Origin of the sequence: Natronorubrum tibetense GA33 (assembly GCF_000383975.1) — an archaeon.
Classification (GTDB): domain Archaea; phylum Halobacteriota; class Halobacteria; order Halobacteriales; family Natrialbaceae; genus Natronorubrum; species Natronorubrum tibetense.
In genome coordinates this window covers 69,646-84,180 of the sequence record NZ_KB913017.1, presented here as the reverse complement: position 1 = coordinate 84,180, position 14,535 = coordinate 69,646, and the positions used below count along the sequence as shown (strand labels likewise).

The following is a 14,535-nucleotide window of genomic DNA, read 5'->3' as shown; positions in this document are numbered from 1 at the left end:
CGGCGGCGGTGAGACGAACGGTCGTCGATCAGCTGTATCGCTCTTCTTGCCACGGATCCGCCGTCTGGGAGTAGCCGCGTTTCTCCCAGTAGCCGCGTTCGGTCTCAGTGAGGAACTCGATGCCGTCGACCCACTTGGCCCCCTTATACGCGTACTTGTGGGGGGTGACCACCCGCAGCGGGCCCCCGTGATCCGGCGGGAGCGACTCGCCGTCGTACGCCCACGCGAAGAGGACCTCCTCGCGCAGGCAGTCCTCGAGCGCGAGGTCGGTCGTGTAGCCGTCGAGCGCGGAGAACATGACGTGAACTGCACTGTCGTGGACTCCCGCCTGCTCGGCGAGTTCCGGAAACGGGACGCCCGTGAACTCGCAGTCGAACTTGCTCCAGCCGGTGACGCAGTGGAAGTCCTGTTTCTGCGTCTCGCTGGGAAGCGCCCGGAACTCCTCCCACGAGAAGGTGAGTTCCTCCTCGACCGCGCCGGTAACGGTGAACTCCCACGTTTCGGGGTCCCAGTCGGGCGTCGGCCCCTTCGAGAGGACGGGAAACGCCTCGGTCTCACGCTGTCCGGACGGCAGTCGGTCGTCGCCGAACTCCCGGTACAGCTCCGTGACGTCGGTGACGTCGTTGGTCATACGCGTGGGTTAGTGCCGACGGACGTAGATGTGACGTTCGGCACCGATCGATTTTCGCGATCGCGTCGGGCGACGCGGCGTCCGGTCGAACGCCGCCGTGCGCTCGAGCACTACGCTCGTCGACACCCGACTCGAGTGATACGATCGCCGACACGTAACCCCTGTTTTCGGGGACAGCGCCACGGTTGGAACGGAGTGGAACAGTCGAGTCGACATCACAATTCGGGGCCTTCTTGTCGAAACCCTCGCCACCCCTTAGTACGGTCTCGACCATCCTTAGAGCGTATGGAGAGCAGACAACAGCTATCCGAACGGGATGTAAGCGAACAGACAGCAGAAGAAGTCGGCGAAGAGCTCATGGGTCCCGCGGCCATCGCGTCGGCCGCGTCGGTCGGCCTCTCGCTCTACTACTTCTTCATTCGCGGAGAACGACAGCTCGGGGCCTTCGTCGGGCTCTGGCCGCCGACCATCCTCGCGTTCGCGAGCTACCACAACCAGCGAAAGATGCGCAACCAGCTCCAGACGATCACCCAACCGGGAACGTCGCTCAAGAACGCGTTCGACTCGATGATGGGCAACAAGTAAACCGATATCGACGTCGATCGAACCGCTTCGATCGCGGCAGCGAGACGCAACCACCGGATCACGTACCGACCGGCGACTCCCGGTTTTCTCCGTCGATTCCGCTCGAGCGATACCGATACGTTCGCGGAGTAGTGTTCTGCGGAACCACAGTGGTGGTAACGCATCCGTACCGTCAGCAACGCCTGTGCGACGACGGCGATTCCCGAGCCAGCCGGGAGCCACCGCGGCGGTCAGTTCCGACCGGTGTGGAGTCCCCGTCAAACCTAAATACCCCCTCGCCGAAAGCCGAATCAGATGCCGAAAGTAGAGATCACCATACCGGAACACCTCGAGATGCAGATCGCCCAGATGGTCGAACGCGGCGAGTTCGTCAATCGCGAAGAGGCGATCGAGGACCTCCTGTCGACCGGTATCAAAGCCTACAAGACCAGTGGACCGATGGACGAAGACGAGGGTGGCCCCGGCGGCCTCGAAGACGACGGCATGATGGGGCACGACGACGAGTACGTCTTCTAACGACTACGTTTCCGCACCGCGTTCTATCTCAGGGAGCGACGGCGATCAGTGGAATCCCAAACGCGATAGCGACGCCAATCAGCACGATCACGAAGCCGATCCCGAGTTCGCGCGACGAGAACTCGCTCATCGGAGCGGTCGTCCGTTCGGCCTCGAGGTCGTGGCCGACGTCGGCGGCCGTATCCGGTTCGTCTGCTGGGTCCGTATCGTCTGCCATAGCTGCGTGTTTCCGACTCAGAGCCTTAAAGACACGCGATTACGGACCGATCGAGTCGGACACCCAGTCACGCTGGTCGGACGAAAACCAACACATTGTCTGTCCGCGGACGCTATCCGATGCAGACCACTTTACTACTCCGGGTGCCAAGGCTCGGCTAACGACCACATGTTGACCAAGCGCATCATCCCGTGTATCGACGTAGATTTAGACGAGGACGGGAACCCGGCGGTCTACACCGGCGTTCACTTCGAGGACCTGCAATACACCGGCGATCCGGTCGAGATGGCCAAGGCGTACAACGAGTCCGGCGCGGACGAGTTCGTCTTCCTCGACATCACGGCCTCCGCGGAGGGCCGTGAGACCATGCTCGATGTCGTCGAGCGCGTCGCCGACGAGGTCTTCATCCCGCTGACCGTCGGCGGCGGCATCCGCACCACCGACGACATCAAGGAGACGCTTCGCGCAGGCGCGGACAAGGTCTCGATCACGACCGGCGCACTCGAGCGACCCGAACTCATCAACGACGGCGCGAAGGCCTTCGGCAGTCAGTGCATCGTCATCAGCGTCGACGCCAGACGGCGCTTCGACGAGGAGGGCGAACACTACGTCGAGATCGACGGGGAGTCATGCTGGTTCGAGTGTACGAAGAAAGGCGGCCGTGAAGGGACGGGCATCGACGTCCTCGAGTGGGCCAAAGAGGCGGAATCCCGCGGCGCGGGCGAACTGTTCGTCAACTCGATCGACAAGGACGGCACGAAAGACGGCTACGACCTCCCGCTGACGAAGGCGGTCTGCGACGCCGTCGACACCCCGGTCATCGCCTCTTCGGGCTGTGGCAGTCCCGAGGACATGTACGACGTGTTCACCGAGGCCGACGCCGACGCCGGACTCGCGGCGTCGATCTTCCACTTCGACGAGCACTCGATCGAGGAAACCAAGCGATATCTGGACGAGCGGGACGTGCCGGTTCGTCTCTGATTGCGACTTTAGCCGGTTTTAAGGGGAATCAGCGGCCGGTTTTGAGGTCGAGCGCACGGTTCCTTTCACGCCGTCCGTTTCGGCTTCCAATACGCTTATATCTGCACGGTCGTGCTCTACTATCAGTGAAGTGGCGGTGTACGTGGTGTGGCAAACCACACGAGTCGAACGATCCGCCCTGCGATAGCTGCGGCCACAACAAGTTCGAGGAGGCAGTCGTACGCGAGCAGGAGTTCGAGACCGTCGACACCGGCACGCAGTACATGTGGGTCTGTTCGAACTGTGGCCGCCAACACATGAAGAACAACCCGCCCTGTTCGCGCTGTGGCGATCACGAACTGGAGAAGACCGAGGAGACGTTCTCCGACATCGATCGGGACCTCGAGGTCCCGAGCTGGTTCGAAGTAGCCAGACCCTACGCGCCGATCATCGTCGGGTTCGCCCTGATCGTCGCCCTGTTCGCGACGGGAATCATCTCGCCGTCGATCATTCCCGGTATCGGTGCGCCGTCGCCGCCCGACGCACCCGGCGAGGGAACGGAGGCTGCCGGAATAGACCTCGAGGCGACCGAAAGAGAGGTTCACGAACGCCTCGAGGCCGAACGAGACGCCGACGAGTCACGATCCCTCGACGACGCACTGGCGGCGTACGCCGAATACGTGAACCGCGCGGACGTCGCCGTAGAGTACGAGGATGCAAACCCAGATTCGGTGGATGGAAGCGACTTCGGCGTGGAGTGTCGCAACGAACTGGTCGGTGTGAGCGTGCCGATTCCCGGCTCGATCGACGACTACGAAGACGAGGATGCGCTGGCCGAAACCGTGGCCGAAGCGGTGTTGGCGACCGACCGTCTGAACGAACCCGAACTCGAGTCCGAAGGGCTCGATCTCCACGTCGGTCCCGACGGCGCGCTCTACGGCGTCTATCTGACGTGTTGAAAGAGAAGTGCGAGACGCGTCGGCGATAGATCCTGCTTAGGCGGCCGCTTCGAACGCGTCGCGGAACGCCGTCGTTTTCCCGCGGACGTCGCCCGCTGCTGACTCGAGCGCCTCGAGGGGGTCGACGCCTTCGACGGTCTTGATGGTCAGGATCGGCTCCGTCTGGCCGCCCGACTGTTCGGGGTTGACGTCGTAGGTGGCGGCTGTGATGTCGTCGTGTTCGAGCAGCGTTCCCTTCAGGACGTTCATGAACGTGTGATCCTCGCCGGCGATCTCGATCGAGAGCTCGTTCTCGGTGCTCTCGGTGACCCGCAGTTCCATGTCGATAAGTCCGGTCGTCGGCCGCTTGTACCTTTCTGTTCGGACTGGAGCGTTCAGACGGATGCAGGTAGGTCGGTCAATTTGGTGGTGCTCGAGCGTATCGTCCCCGTTTCGTAGTACCGGAGGGGCGTCCGAATACGCTGCTCTCGCTGGCGGCGGTGAGTGCAACGTCTCCTGGCCGATTCGCACGTCTCCCATGTCTCTCGACCGTTTGTCGGTGGTTCACCGCGACTCAGTGCACGCTACCGCAGGTCGTCGATCGAGGCGCAGTAGCCCGGGTGGCAGTCGAGTCACGAGCTATAGAAGTAAATCCATATACACTCTCGCTCGAACCACTGGGTATGCCTTCGCTCGAGACCGTCCAGTGGGTCCTCCTGACGGTCGTCCTCCCGATCGTCACGGTGGGGGTGTTGTTCCTCTCCGTCGCGGTCGTCAGTCGACTCCACCGATCCGACGCCCGATGGGGCGACGTGGCCCGCTCGAGGCTCGTGATGGGCGTCCCGTGGGGGTCGCTGATCGTCATCGCGCTCGTCTGGTGTGTTTACCTGTTCGTCCAGGACGGGATCACGGCGTTCGACGACCCCGTGACGATCCCTTACCGGGCGTACTCGTACTTCTATCCGTTGGGAATGCTGACGGCGTCGTTCTCTCACGCCGGACCGAATCATCTCCTTGGAAACCTCGCCGCTGCCGTCGTCGTCGCGCCCATCGCGGAGTACGCCTGGGGCCACTATCCAGATGGACGGGGAGCGGATTCGGTCGACTCCGACAGACGGGACGCGGGGCCGTTCAACTCGTGGCGAACCAACCCCCGGATCCGTGCGGTTCTGGTCTTTCCGCTCGTCGTCGTCGCGATCACGATCCTCACGAGCCTGTTCGCGCTCGGTCCCGTGATCGGCTTCTCGGGGGTTGTCTTCGCCTTCGCCGCGTTCGCCCTCGTTCATTACCCCATCGTGACGATCGTCGGCGTTCTCGGCGTACAGGGCGTGTTGCTGACGCTCTACCGTGCGCTCCGGAATCCGATCGGGGTCTACGTCGCCGAGTCGAGCGCACCCTCCGCACCGTCGTGGGCCGGCATCGCCATTCAAGGCCACGCACTCGGCTTTTTCATCGGTCTCGTGCTCGGGATCGCCCTGCTTCGGCGACGCGGACACCGCCCCGACGCGCTTCGAATCTGGATTGCGGTGCTCATCTTTGGCTTCGCACAGGGGCTCTGGCAGATCTACTGGTTCGGCGGCGGGAACGTTTTCTACCTCTTCCAGGGTCCCGGCGTGTTGACCGTCACGGTGCTCGCACTCGTGGTTACCGTCGCGATCACGGCCAGCGAGCGACCCGTCGTGCCGGAACGCATCAGCCGTCGGTTCGCTCGAGTCCGCCGAACCCCGTCCGAATCGGTTGTCGCCCGCCCGCTCGAACTCGCTCGGAATAGCGGTGATCAGTCTGAAACCAGTACCCACACAACAGCCCCGACAGCTCCCCTCGAACGAATCAGCGAAATCGCCGCTACGGCACACTCTCGCGACTCGAGCCGACTCTCGAACATCGGCCGGAGACAGGCCGCGTTCACGCTCGTGATCGTTGTTCTCGCCGTCCTCGCGGGTATAGCGATCCCGGTCAACTTCTTCGTGCTGGACGGCGCAACCGCCTCCTCGGACACAGCCGTCGAGATTGAGGATTACACGGTTCAGTACGCCGAGGATGTCGAGTACGAACTCGTCTCGCCCGTCAGAGTCGGACCGCTATCCGACGCCGTCGCCCTCAATGCCAGCGGGGTGATCGTTACAAGCGAGGAGCGACAGCTCTGGGTGGAAGTGGTCCCGGCCCGGCAACTCGAGTTCTCCACCGAGGAGTCGATCGCCGTCGGCGGGCCCGGCTGGCGCGAAACCGTCCACGTCGAGCGGACCGGCTGGGAACCGGTCGGCAACGACAGCGTCTATCAGGTCGAAATCTGGGCCGAGGGCGACGATCCCCAGCTCGCCCACGAGTCGAACGGGTCGCGTGCGGACGTTCGAATCGACGACCAGAACGTGACGATTTCGTCCGTGGACGGCGAGTTCACCCTCGAGGTCGAGTCGGTCGAGACCGGGGATGTCGAGACGACGCCGCTGCCCGACTCGGACGAGTCAACCGGCGCGGCCGGACTTACGTTCGACCGCGAGGACGACACCGTGTACGCCGCCGCCGACGGAACGCGGATCGCCATCGCGAGCGCGGAGTAGCCGCTCCTGATCCCGCGAGACGGATGCCACGGCCTGAACGCCCGTATGCCGTCCGTTCGTGACAGCGACCGATTCAGTTCGGAGAGCCGACTGCGACGGGGTGAAATCGCGAGTCTTGGTGCTTCTATCGGGAGTTAGACCGCGATTTCGCTCGGTTGATGCTGACAGGAACGACTAGTTTAGTGAGACAGTCAGTATTACATCGACGTTTCACCAGACGGGTCTCCGACCGACGATGGTGAACCAGTCGAAACTCGAGACGGTCGCGTACCGATTACTGTGGTGCCTGAGAACCAGTTTGGCAATTTCACCCGACTCGTTAACGGCTACGTGGCCGAGAGAAGCCGGAGAGAAACAATATCCGGCTCCGACGTTCGTTCGAGCGAGTTGAACTCTGGACCGATGAGCAACCACGCACTACGGCAGGCGACCGCCTCGGACGGCGACTCGAGCAGCGACGACGTCGAATCGCCGACGGCCGTTCGGCTCGAGTCCGTCACCCACGAGTACGGGGCGAACGGCGGCCGAGGCCGCTCGGGTGACGATCGAACCGTGACCGCCCTGCGTGACGTCTCGTTCGACGTGCAGGCGGGCGACATCGTCGGTCTCGAAGGACCGAGTGGAAGCGGCAAGTCGACGATCCTCCATGCGGTTTCGGGACTGCTGGTTCCCTCCGACGGCGCCGTCGAGCTGTTGGACACCGATCTCACGACCTGCTCGAATCGGGAACGAACGCGGCTGCGGCGGCGACACGTCGGAATCGTCTTCCAGCGCTTTCATCTGCTCCCGTCGCTCTCGGCCCGCGCGAACGTCGCCTTACCGCTCGTACAGGCCGGGATTCCCCGAGCGACCCGACGCGAACGCGCCGAAACCCTGCTCGAGAAGGTCGGTCTCGGCGATCGGATTCACCACCTTCCGGGCGAACTGAGCGGCGGCGAGCGACAGCGCGTCGCCATCGCGCGGGCGCTCGTCACCGATCCGGACGTTATCGTCGCCGACGAGCCGACGGGCGAACTGGACACGGCGACCGGGGAGGACGTACTCGACCTCCTGATGGACATCGGCCGCGATCGGGCCCTGCTGGTCGCCTCGCACGACGAGTCGACGCTCGCCGTTGCCGACCGCGTGGTCACCCTTCGCGACGGACGGGTGGTCTCGGATGGGGGATGACGACGAGTTCGACGTCACGCGCGACGGCTCTCGCCGAACGCGCTGGCGCGGCCTCGTCGGCGTCTCGGTCGTCAGGCTCTGGAAGCGAACGGTTCGAACGCGCTCGAGTCGCGTCGTCGCGACGGTTGGTGCCGTCGCCCTGACGATCGCACTACTGGTGGTCGTGACCGGGGTCGCGCTCGGCCTCGCCGGCGGCGGCGCCGTCGACGACACCGACGCCGACGTCCAGATTGTTCCCGAGGAGAGCGGCGCGCTCTCGGCCGTCGACGGCGTTGAAGGGCCGCGACTCGGTGAGACCAACGAACGCGCGGAGTCGATGCGCTCGAGCGACGACGTCGACCACGCCTCGCCCGTACTGGTCGAACCGGTGAAACTCGAGTCGGCGGGCGACGACAGACCGGAGACTGTCTTGCTCGTCGGCGTCGTCCCCGACGACGAGCCCCGAACCGTCGGCGGGCTTCCGACCGACGCCCTCGAGCCGGGTGATCCACACTACGCCAACGGCTCGTACGACGGCTCGCGAGAGGGCCAAATCGTCCTCTCCGAGGCGGCCGCGGAACGGCTCGAGGCGGAGACTGACGACGAACTGACCGTCGGCGGCTCGCAGCTACCGGAGAACGCGTCCGCGCCGACGGTGACGGCCACTGCCGTCGAGGAGGCCGGTGACGGTGACGACGAGACGCCGGTCGCGCTCGTCCATCTGAGTGAACTCCAGGCGCTTTCGGGCGCGGATAACGACCAACTAGCCGATCAGGTGCTGATCTGGGGCGACACCGACGCAGCGGAGTCGGCCGCCGCAGACGAGTATCCCGACGCCGCGATCGAGTCCCACGACGGAACCGATCCATCGGCGCTGTTCGGCGACGGGCTGGCGTTCGCGACGAGCCTGCTCGCGTTCGTCGTCGGCATCGCCATCTGTGCCTCGTTCGTCGCGACGACCGCAGGGATGTCCGTCACCGAAGACCGGCGAACCCTCGCCGTTCTCGAGGCCGTCGGCTACCCCACGCGGAGTCGGCTCTCGATCGTCGCCGTCTCGACGCTGCTGACGACTCTCGGTGGCGCGCTGGTGGGAATCGTCCTCGGCGTCGGCGGCATCTACGCCGTCAACGCGGTTGCCAGCGCAACCGTCGCGCCGGGTGCTGTAGCGGTCGTCCACCCGATACTCGTCCCCTACGCGCTCGCTGTCGCGCTCGTCTCGGGGCTCGTCGCCATTCCCTACCCGCTCGCCGTCGCCGCGCGGACCTCCGTTCTCGAGGAGGTGGGGCGATGAACTCGGACCTTCGACGAGCGGGCCGGCGGCTGCGAGCCGTCGTCGGGCTGGCGTTCGCACAGCTTCGGCGCTCGCCCGGACGGACCGCACTGACGGTGTTCGCGGTCGCGCTCGCGGTCCTGTCGGTGACGCTGCTCGCGAGTCTCGGCGTCGGCGTCGTCCAGACCGGTGAGGACGGACTCGACAACGCCGATCGGGACATTTGGGTCTCGAGCGATCCGATCGATCCCTCGGCTAGCGGGACGGCGAACCCGATCGTCGGCTCTCACGCCCTCGCTTCCGAAATGAGCGAGCGCGACGACGTCAGTTCGGCCGCGCCGATCGCCATGCACGATATCTACGTCGGGACGGAAGCCGACGACCTCGAGCGAACGTCCGCGGTCGGGGTCCACGAGACCCACGACGGGTTCGGCTTCGAGGCTGGAGGCGGGTTCGAAAGCAGGATGAACCACACCACGAGCGAACATCCGGACGGCGAGCGCCCGAGCGAACCGGAGAACGAGGAGATCGTGCTCGATCCGGACACCGCGGAGGCTCACGACATTGATGTGGGCGACACGGTCTACGTCGGAACCAGTCGAGAGTCGGCGCCGAACCACGAGTTCACCGTCGTCGGCATCTCCGCGTACTACTCGCAGTATCTGGGTTCGGACACGGAGACGGTCCCGCTGACGGATCTTCAGGCCATCGCTGGGACGACCGGAACGGATCGGGCGACGTTTATTACCGCCAGCGTCGAGGACGACGCCGATCGCGACGTCGTCGTCGAGGAACTCGACGAGGAGTACGCGGCCTACGACATCCGGACCAGCGACGAGCAGATCGGTGCGATGTTCGAAGAACAGCCGCTCGTCCTCGCCAGCGGAGCCACGCTGATCGGACTCGCCGTCGTCGGCGGGATCGTCCTGACGGTCAACTTGTTCGCCCTCGTCGCCTACCAACAGCGGGACGAACTCGCCGCCCTCCGGGCGATCGGGCTCTCGCGGTGGGTGCTCGCGGGAACGATCGCCGTCCAGGGACTCGTTATCGGCGTCCTCGGCGGGATCCTCGGGCTCGTCCTGACACCCCTGCTCGCAGCCGGGCTGAACTACCTCGCGTCGTCGGTCATCGGCTTCGGGGAACTGCTCCAGACGCCGCTCGAGGTCTACCTGCTCGGACTCGCGTTGGCCATCGTCGTCGGGACCGTGGTCGCACTCGTCACCGGCTGGCGGGCGAGTCGCTACGCGCGGATCCAGCACCTCGACGGGTAAGAAGTCGTCCGAAGCGAACGTCTCGGTTCACTTTGTCGCGCCCGCAACGAACGTCGGACCGAGCCGGGATACTCCGGTCGGTCCGAAGTCGATTCGGGAACCGTCCGCGAGTACCGTCGACGGCGTACCGGTTCCGAACGCTGCGTACTACCGGCTCTTACGGCCTCGATACTGCAACTGAGGACTGCGCTGTCCCGTTGATCCACAAAACCTATAAGAATAATCTAACCATCCACGACCATATCGATCGTCGATGAATCTGCCGCGATCGGCTGAGTGCGAGACATATGGACGGAGACCGAAACGGAAGTCAGGGCCAGCCGACTACTGGCGGGTGTCGCGACCGCAGCGATCGGCTCGAAGCGATTCGTAAGGCGATCCGATCGCGGTTCGAACCAATTCGTGAGGCGGTCCGATCTCGGTTCGAAATCGACACGCGATCTCTCGCCGTGCTCCGCATCGCCCTCGGGCTGCTCTTGCTACTGGATCTCCTCCATCGAGCGGTGACTATCGAGCGGTTCTACACCGACGACGGAGCGTATCCGTTGGCTGCGTACGAGGCCGCGTATCCCCAGTTCAGCGGGCTGTCACTCCACGCCGCGTCCGGTGAACTGTGGTTCCAGCAGTTGCTGTTCGTCGTGGCCGCACTGTTTGCGATCGCGTTGATAGCGGGCTATCGGACGAGACTCGTCGCCCTCGTCTCGCTTCTCCTGTTGCTTTCGTTGCACGGGCGAAATCCAGCGGTTCTCAACGGAGCGGATCGACTGCTCAGGGTCCTCCTCTTGGTTGCGCTCCTGACTCCGCTCGGGGAGCGGTGGTCGGTCGATGCAGTTCGACGAGGGACGGCTCGGACCACCGTGGTCGGCGTGACGACCGCGGCACTTCTCGTCCAGCCCCTCGCGGTGTTCACCCAAAACGCGATCCTCAAACACCGCGGAACCACCTGGTACGCGGGCGAAGCGGTCGAAATCGCGCTCGCCAACGATGCGATGACGATCTATCTCGGGAACCACCTTGGGAGCGTCCCCCTGCTCCTCGAAGCGATTAATTGGATCTGGATAACGCTCCTCGCGGGGTCAGTCGCGTTCCTCTTGTTGCCCGACGGCCGGGTGCGTTCGGCGTTCGCCCTCGTCTATATCGGCGCGTTTCTTGGAATGGTACCGACCATCTCGATCGGCCTGTTTCCGTTCGTACTTGCGGCGGCGATCCTTCCGTTTCTGACGACCTCCTTCTGGGAGGCGGTCGACCGCGTACGTTCGTCTCGTCAGGTTCCCGATACACGTCCGATAGCCGCCTACCTCCGTCAACTCAGCCGACGACCCGTGGAACGGCGTCTTCCGAACAGCCTCCGGCGAAGCGAACGCGAATCGGTTAGCTCGGCCGTCAGTAGATACGGTCAGTCGATACTGACGGTGCTCGGTGTGATCGTTCTCTGTTGGATACTGCTCTTCGGCGTCGTACACGCGACCGGACACGACGTTCCGGAGGAGATGGACACGCCCCTTCTCGAGGAGCAACGGTGGGGGCTGTACGCACCGGATCCCTCGGAATCGTACAGCTGGTACGTCGTCGAAGCGGATCTGGACGACGGAACGACGGTCGATGCGCTCGAGGGCGGAGACGTAACGACGGATCGACCGCCGGACGCCTCACAGGAGTACGACACCTTCCGCGATCGCAAGTTCATGGAAGCCGTTCGCGACTCCGGCGGCGAGTCGGACACCGGGATTACCGCCGAGAGTTACGCGGCCTGGGCCTGCGAGCGTGCCGACGGGGGACAGGCCGGTGCGGTCGAGCGCGTAACGGTCCACAAGTTCGATCAATCCAGTTCCATCGAGGGACAGTACGAGGAGCCGAATCGGACGACGATCATCGAGTGGGAGTGTTGACGACCACCGTGAGATCGACGCAGGCAATCAACACGGGTAGCTGATCCGCTCGTTCGACGTTGGATCGCCGACCGCCCCATCCGAATCGACCGGCTGTTTGACGTGATGGATCGTTACCGACTCGACGTCGAACTCCGCACTCTGGCAGAAGTACGCCGCTGCTGGCTCGTAGTGCGTCTCACCGAGGTTCCGCATTTCGAGCCCGTATTCGAGCCAGAGCGCCGATTCGTACGTCTCCGCAGCGTCCGGCGGCCGGTCGAACGCGACCTCCCCGCCATCGGCCGCGTCGACCGTCTCACCTGACTCGAGTTCCGCTTCGAGAACGTACCAACTGGACGTATCGGGCGGGTTCGGCGCAAAGAACGCCCAGCTCGCGTCGGCCAGCTCACCATCCGACACCGGCGAGTCGACGACCCCGATACCCGCCAACTGCCAGACGAGTAGCGAGAGCAGAACGCAGGCGAGTACGAGCGAACAGCACCCCCGAAGACCGCGGCGAATACGAGCGCCAATAACCGGCAAAGTCGTCGCTTCCGGTTCGGGCTCTCCGCCCCGGATCGACTCGATCCACCGAGTTATCGGTTCGAACGCGCTCGAGCCGCCAACCCGACGGACCCCATCGATCCGATCCCAGACCCGCGGCGGAAGAAACAGGAGCAGTCCGGCGATCATGACGAACGGGAAGACACCGAGACGCATCGTCGCAGCCATGCCGAGATGTACGAAACCGAACGCGAGGACGAGCGCGATTCGAAATCGGCCGACGGACAGGATCAAAAAGGGGGACATAGAGAGCAGACCGACCCAGAACCAGTTGGCTGCGGTGAGCACCGTGGTGTACTCCGTGAGGTGCGGGCCGAGCACGACGAAGTACTCTTCGACGTGGAAGATGCGGGGGACCGCCGTACCCGACATCCACGGCTCACTCTGGTACTTGCGGACCGCGTTCGTCGCGTAGATGATCACGAAGTGAAGGAGAATCACCGCGGTGCCGACCGAATAGACGCGACGGTTGTTTTGATGCCGCCGACCGCCGTCGAGCGACCAGCGCGCATCGAGCGGGAGGAACAGACCGAAGAACAGGAACGTGAGCAGAATCGTGTTCCCGCCGTTGATCACGTGTGGATTCCTGGCGTACAGGGAGGCGAGCAGGAGAAGCGAGACGCCCGTGGCTAGCCGGGTTCGGTAGCCGACGAGCAGGAAGATGGCGAAGCAGCCGGCTATCGCGAACAGGATCCCCTGTACCCACGCCGAGCCGGATATCGCGTGAAGGGAAGCGGCCGCGAACGTCGGGTAGACTTCGGCGAGCGCCGACCGTGGAAAGACGCCCTCGTCGGTGTAGAAGGTGACGAGCGCCGGCAGTCGGTAGGCGATCAAATCGACGAGCAACAGGACCCCCAGCACGATCCGAAACGCACCGAGTGCGCGCGGATCGATCCCGAGTCTCGGGCCCAAAGCCGTACGCAGCGGCTCGAGCACCGACGTGCAGTGTTTCGCGACCGCCGACAACCGCGGTGGAGGGCTCGTCATCTGCGGAGTGATAGTTCAGTGAATTTGATGGGTAGTATAAGTGTTTTGTCGTTCCCAGACCAACAATTAGATCGTTTCGTCACCGCAAGCGTAGAGGCGGTAGCGTGGCTTCCGACAGCGACGAACGGATGATTGATGGGACAGACATCGGTTCGACGAGTGTGGGAATAGAACGGACACCGATCGTCGAATCCAGAAGTGATTCCACGAGAGGGACGGTATTTCGACGAAACTTCGTAGGAGGAATGGTGCACTCGGGAACGGAGAGCGTCGTCGAGCAACAGAACCTGGAGTCGGAACGTCGAACACGATACCACGCGTAATCAGTGTAGTCGCGTACTGTGAATCAACGCCGACGAAAGCGTCGCGACCGCGTTCACCACTCGATCCTGAACACTTCCGCCTCGAGCGTCCGCTTGGCGTCGGTGTGAAACTCGAATCGCTTGGCGATCGGGAACTCGGCCCGGAACGCGTGCGTCACGTTGCCGCCTTCGTCCGCGGCGAACGACTCGACGAACGCCTGACTTCCCTCGTTGTGAATCGTGTAGGAGACATCCGCGATCGACTGGGCCGTCTCGAGGAACTCGCGGTCGGCGTGGCGGTTCCCGCGTTGTGCACCGAACGGCGGGTTCGAGACGACCGTCACGTCGGTATCGTCCACCGAGAGCGGCGGCCGAGTCGCGTCGCCGCGAACCCATTCGAGGAGTCCGTCCCGTCCCGCCTCGTCGATCCGCTCGGCGTTCGCTTCGGCCAACCCGAGTGCGTCGCGGTCGACGTCAATACCGACGACGCGGTCGGCCCCCGCGAGCGAGGCCCCGATGGCGAGCATCCCGGTTCCGGTGCCGAGATCGACGACCCAGCCCGCCAGGTCGTCCTGCATCCGCGCCTGATGACAGATGTGAGCGGCGATCTCCGGCGGCGTGAGATACTGCTCGAGCGCGGCTGACGGATCAGAAAAGTCGGCGAGCGCTTCGAGCGCTCGAGCGAGGGTACGTCGCGACGGGCCGGACATTACCGC

Annotated in this window: 14 protein-coding genes; 9 read left to right on the top strand and 5 right to left on the bottom strand. The window is 64.1% G+C overall.

Annotation, left to right across the window (positions count from 1 at the left end; translation table 11 throughout):
* Positions 1-28: 28 nt before the first annotated feature.
* Positions 29-631 (bottom strand): sulfite oxidase-like oxidoreductase, encoded by a 603-nt coding sequence (locus NATTI_RS0100435; protein ID WP_006091443.1) that lies wholly within the window; start codon positions 629-631, stop codon positions 29-31.
* 285 nt (positions 632-916) lie between these two features.
* Between NATTI_RS0100435 and NATTI_RS0100425 the strand changes: the two genes are divergently transcribed.
* Both NATTI_RS0100425 and NATTI_RS0100420 read left to right on the top strand, forming a co-directional pair.
* Positions 917-1,216, top strand: coding sequence for a hypothetical protein (locus NATTI_RS0100425; protein ID WP_006091441.1), 300 nt, complete (start codon positions 917-919; stop codon positions 1,214-1,216).
* A 294-nt stretch (positions 1,217-1,510) separates the two neighbouring features.
* Positions 1,511-1,732, top strand: coding sequence for a ribbon-helix-helix domain-containing protein (locus NATTI_RS0100420; protein ID WP_006091440.1), 222 nt, complete (start codon positions 1,511-1,513; stop codon positions 1,730-1,732).
* 28 nt (positions 1,733-1,760) lie between these two features.
* Here the strand turns inward: NATTI_RS0100420 and NATTI_RS0100415 are convergent, their stop codons facing one another.
* On the bottom strand, positions 1,761-1,949 hold the full coding sequence (locus NATTI_RS0100415) for a DUF7550 family protein (protein WP_006091439.1): 189 nt from the start codon (positions 1,947-1,949) through the stop codon (positions 1,761-1,763).
* A 168-nt stretch (positions 1,950-2,117) separates the two neighbouring features.
* On the opposite strand from NATTI_RS0100415, the gene hisF reads away from it, so the two are divergent.
* Together hisF and NATTI_RS0100405 are read left to right on the top strand one after the other, a co-directional pair.
* Positions 2,118-2,930: an imidazole glycerol phosphate synthase subunit HisF gene (hisF, locus tag NATTI_RS0100410; RefSeq protein WP_006091438.1), complete on the top strand. Its 813-nt coding sequence runs from the start codon at positions 2,118-2,120 to the stop codon at positions 2,928-2,930.
* Between the two features lie 125 nt (positions 2,931-3,055).
* Entirely contained in the window at positions 3,056-3,868 is an 813-nt protein-coding gene (locus NATTI_RS0100405) for a hypothetical protein (protein ID WP_006091437.1), read from the top strand.
* 36 nt (positions 3,869-3,904) lie between these two features.
* Here the strand turns inward: NATTI_RS0100405 and NATTI_RS0100400 are convergent, their stop codons facing one another.
* Positions 3,905-4,189 carry a DNA-directed RNA polymerase subunit L gene (locus tag NATTI_RS0100400; protein ID WP_006091436.1) on the bottom strand — a complete coding sequence of 95 codons (285 nt, stop codon included), beginning with the start codon at positions 4,187-4,189 and terminating at the stop codon, positions 3,905-3,907.
* Positions 4,190-4,530: 341 nt separating this feature from the next.
* On the opposite strand from NATTI_RS0100400, the gene NATTI_RS0100395 reads away from it, so the two are divergent.
* From NATTI_RS0100395 to NATTI_RS0100375, 5 genes are all read left to right on the top strand, one after another.
* A complete protein-coding gene (locus NATTI_RS0100395; protein WP_006091435.1) occupies positions 4,531-6,408 on the top strand; it encodes a rhomboid family intramembrane serine protease in 1,878 nt (625 codons plus the stop codon).
* A gap of 402 nt (positions 6,409-6,810) precedes the next feature.
* Positions 6,811-7,578: an ABC transporter ATP-binding protein gene (locus tag NATTI_RS0100390; RefSeq protein WP_006091434.1), complete on the top strand. Its 768-nt coding sequence runs from the start codon at positions 6,811-6,813 to the stop codon at positions 7,576-7,578.
* Positions 7,568-8,848, top strand: coding sequence for an ABC transporter permease (locus NATTI_RS0100385; RefSeq protein ID WP_006091433.1), 1,281 nt, complete (start codon positions 7,568-7,570; stop codon positions 8,846-8,848). The genes NATTI_RS0100390 and NATTI_RS0100385 overlap by 11 nt, the downstream gene beginning before the upstream one ends.
* Positions 8,845-10,098, top strand: coding sequence for an ABC transporter permease (locus tag NATTI_RS0100380; protein ID WP_006091432.1), 1,254 nt, complete (start codon positions 8,845-8,847; stop codon positions 10,096-10,098). The genes NATTI_RS0100385 and NATTI_RS0100380 overlap by 4 nt, the downstream gene beginning before the upstream one ends.
* A gap of 287 nt (positions 10,099-10,385) precedes the next feature.
* Positions 10,386-11,987, top strand: a complete 1,602-nt coding sequence (locus NATTI_RS0100375; protein ID WP_006091431.1) for an HTTM domain-containing protein — start codon at positions 10,386-10,388, stop codon at positions 11,985-11,987.
* A gap of 27 nt (positions 11,988-12,014) precedes the next feature.
* On the opposite strand, the gene NATTI_RS0100370 is transcribed toward NATTI_RS0100375, so the two are convergent.
* Both NATTI_RS0100370 and NATTI_RS0100365 read right to left on the bottom strand, forming a co-directional pair.
* Positions 12,015-13,517: an HTTM domain-containing protein gene (locus NATTI_RS0100370; RefSeq protein ID WP_027119013.1), complete on the bottom strand. Its 1,503-nt coding sequence runs from the start codon at positions 13,515-13,517 to the stop codon at positions 12,015-12,017.
* A gap of 376 nt (positions 13,518-13,893) precedes the next feature.
* Entirely contained in the window at positions 13,894-14,529 is a 636-nt protein-coding gene (locus NATTI_RS0100365; protein WP_006091429.1) for an METTL5 family protein, read from the bottom strand.
* Between the last annotated feature and the right edge of the window lie 6 nt (positions 14,530-14,535).